3 protein-coding genes are annotated in these 2,899 nt (G+C 75.8%); all 3 read left to right on the top strand.

Annotation, left to right across the window (positions count from 1 at the left end):
• The first annotated feature begins 161 nt into the window (after nt 1-161).
• Entirely contained in the window at nt 162-1,313 is a 1,152-nt protein-coding gene (locus HMPREF3105_RS12160) for an ABC transporter permease (RefSeq protein WP_070709851.1), read from the top strand.
• Between the two features lie 79 nt (nt 1,314-1,392).
• The gene (locus tag HMPREF3105_RS12155) at nt 1,393-2,151 is read left to right on the top strand and encodes an ABC transporter ATP-binding protein (RefSeq protein ID WP_070709849.1); all 759 of its coding nucleotides are present in this window, start codon (nt 1,393-1,395) and stop codon (nt 2,149-2,151) included.
• An 80-nt stretch (nt 2,152-2,231) separates the two neighbouring features.
• A partial coding sequence (locus HMPREF3105_RS12150) for an asparaginase (protein ID WP_141762545.1) occupies nt 2,232-2,899 on the top strand: 668 nt, incomplete at its 3' end.

Here is a 2,899-nt window from a genome sequence, read left to right as displayed (position 1 = left end):
CGGCCCCGGGGCCGCGCCGCCCCGGGGCCGCGCCGCCCCGTCGCCGGAATCAACCATTCGGTTGACCGGGTCCAGCCGCCGCGGGCGATGTGGCGACCCCTGCCCGCGCGAGACCGTGGAGGCAACCTCAGGACAGACCTCTCCAGGAAAGGACGCGCCCCGTGTTCCTCGCACTCCGCGACCTCCGCTTCGCCACCGGACGGTTCGCCCTCATGGGCTCCGTGGTGGCCCTCATCAGCCTGCTGCTCGTCATGCTCTCCGGCCTCACGGCCGGCCTGGGCGGGCAGAACACCGCCGCGATCGACCGCCTCGGCGAGCAGGGCGTGCAGCGTCTGGTCTTCGGCGGCGCGGCGGGCCAGGAGCCCACCGCGTCGTTCACCCAGTCCGAGTTCACCGTGGCCCAGCGCGACGCGTGGGCGGCCACGGACGGCGTGGCCTCCGTCGAGCCGCTCGGTGTGAGCCAGGGCCGGGCCATCGGCCTCGAGCACCCCGTGGACACGGACCCGCAGGGCCGCGCGGACGTGTCCGGCGAGCCCACCACCGGCGTGGCCACCACCGCGTTCATCGGTCTCACCCCGGGCGGCTCCGACGCGCCGGCCGGCGTCGAGCCCGGGCAGATCGTGCTCAGCCAGGACGTGGCCGACTCCCTCCACGCGCAGGAGGGTGACGCCGTCGCGGTCTCCGGCTTCGTCTACACCGTGGCCGACGTCGTGCCGACCGAGTACTACTCCCACTCCCCCGTGACGTGGCTGGCGCTCGAGGACTGGAACGCCATCTCGCACACCGCCGACGACGCGGTGCTCGGCACCGCCGGCCTGGTGCGCTTCGACGCCGGCGCCGACGTCGACGCCGTGGCCGCCGCCGGTGACGACGCCGCGGGCACCGTCGCCGAGACCGTGAAGGGCTCCTACGCCGCCCTGCCCAGCTACCGGTCCGAGAACGGCTCCCTGATGACCATGCAGGGCTTCCTGTACGGCATCTCGGCGCTCGTGGTGATCGCGTTCCTGTCCATCTGGACGGTGCAGCGCACCCGCGACATCGCGGTGCTCAAGGCCCTCGGCGGCTCGAACGGCTGGGTGCTGAAGGACTCGCTCGCGCAGGCCGCGTTCGTGCTCGTCGGCGGCGTGGCCGTGGGCACCGGGCTGGCCGCCGTGATCGGCGCGTTCGCGGGGCGGGCCGTCCCGTTCGAGCTCTCGTGGGCCACCACCGCGGTGCCCGCCGCCGGGGTCCTCGTGCTCGGCATGCTCGCCGCCGTCATCGCGGTCTACCGCGTCACCCGGATCGACCCGCTGGTCGCCCTCGGCGGCAACTGACCGCCCCGACGACGGCGCCGCCCGGCGCCGTCGTCCCCCTCGGCTCCGCCTCGCCCCCGCCTGGAGAAAGGACCTCCCCATGACCACCCTCACCGCCCCGCAGGCCGACCTCGACGCCCTCCGCACCCCCGCCGCCGCGGCCGACGCCACCCCCGCGCTGTCCGTGCGCGACCTCGTGCTGGAGTACCCGGACGGCGAGCGCGGCGTGCTGCGCGCCCTGGACGAGGTGAGCCTGGACCTGCTCCCCGGCACGTTCACCGCGATGGTCGGCCCGTCCGGCTCGGGCAAGTCCTCCCTGCTGGCGGTGGCCGCGGGCCTGGTGACGCCCACCTCCGGCAGCGTGTCCGTCGCCGGCCGCGAGATGGCCGGGCTGTCCCGGAAGGAGCGCACCGCGCTGCGCGGCCAGGAGATCGGCATGATCTTCCAGCAGCCCAACCTCATCCCGTCCCTCACCGCGGCCGAGCAGCTCGAGCTGACCGTGCACCTGGACCGCGACGCCACCCGCGCCGACCGCAGGGCCGCCAAGGCGCGGGCCCTGGAGCTGCTCGAGCGTGTGGACCTGGCCGACCAGGCCGGCAAGCGCCCGCACCAGCTCTCGGGCGGCCAGCGGCAGCGCGTGAACATCGTGCGCGCGCTCATGGCCTCCCCGACGCTGCTGCTCGTGGACGAGCCCACCTCCGCGCTGGACCGCGAGCGCTCGGCCGCCGTCGTGGACCTGCTGGGCACGCTGACCCGCGAGGAGCAGGTGGCGACGCTCATGGTCACGCACGACCACGAGTTCCTCTCCGCCACGGACCGCACCCTGACCATGGTGGACGGGCGGCTCTCCGCGGAGTGAGCCGGTGATGCCGCCGTCCCCGACCCGGCCCACCGGCCCGGACGCCCGGCGCGTCCGGGGCCCTCGCTACCCTGGACCGCATGACCCACGCCACCGTCGCCCCCGCGGGCGAGACCTTCGCCCTGTCCGACGCCGTCGAGCTCGTGGAGACCGTCCGCAACGGCTTCGTCGAGTCCCGGACGGCGGGCGCCGCCGTCGTGACCGGCCCGGACGGGCGGGTGCTGGCCGGGCTCGGCCCCGCGGACGCGCTGATCTACCCGCGCTCCACGCTGAAGCCGTTCCAGGCCGTCGCGTCGCTGCGCCACGGGGCGGCGCTGGAGGGCGAGGCCCTGTCCATCGTGTGCGGCTCGCACCGGGGCACGCTCCGGCACCAGGCGCTGGCCGAGCGCATGCTCGCGGACGCCGGCCTCGACGCGTCCGCCCTGCAGTGCCCGCCGGCCTGGCCCGCGGACACCTCCGAGGTCGTGGCCCAGGTCCGCCGCGACGGCGAGGCCGCCGCCGCGACCCCGCTGGCCTTCAACTGCTCCGGCAAGCACGCCGGCTTCCTCGCGGCCTGCGCGGCATCCGGGCACGACGTCGCCACGTACCTCGACCCGGCGCACCCCCTGCAGCGCGAGGTGGACGCGGTGATCGCCGAATACTGCGGCGAGCCGGTGGCCCACACCGGTGTGGACGGCTGCGGCGCCCCCGCCGCCGTCATCTCGCTGGCGGGCCTGGCCCGCGGCATCGGGCGGGTCGCCGCGGCACC

The organism is Micrococcus sp. HMSC31B01, assembly GCF_001816085.1.
GTDB lineage: Bacteria > Actinomycetota > Actinomycetes > Actinomycetales > Micrococcaceae > Micrococcus > Micrococcus luteus.
The sequence above is the reverse complement of the archived record's forward strand: the minus strand, read 5'-3'. Positions and strand labels throughout refer to the sequence as shown.

Bases quoted from the DNA above. Each gene is read 5' to 3' on its own strand.
- HMPREF3105_RS12155 (WP_070709849.1), top strand. From the start codon at position 1,393: ATGACCACCCTCACCGCCCCGCAGGCCGACCTCGACGCCCTCCGCACC.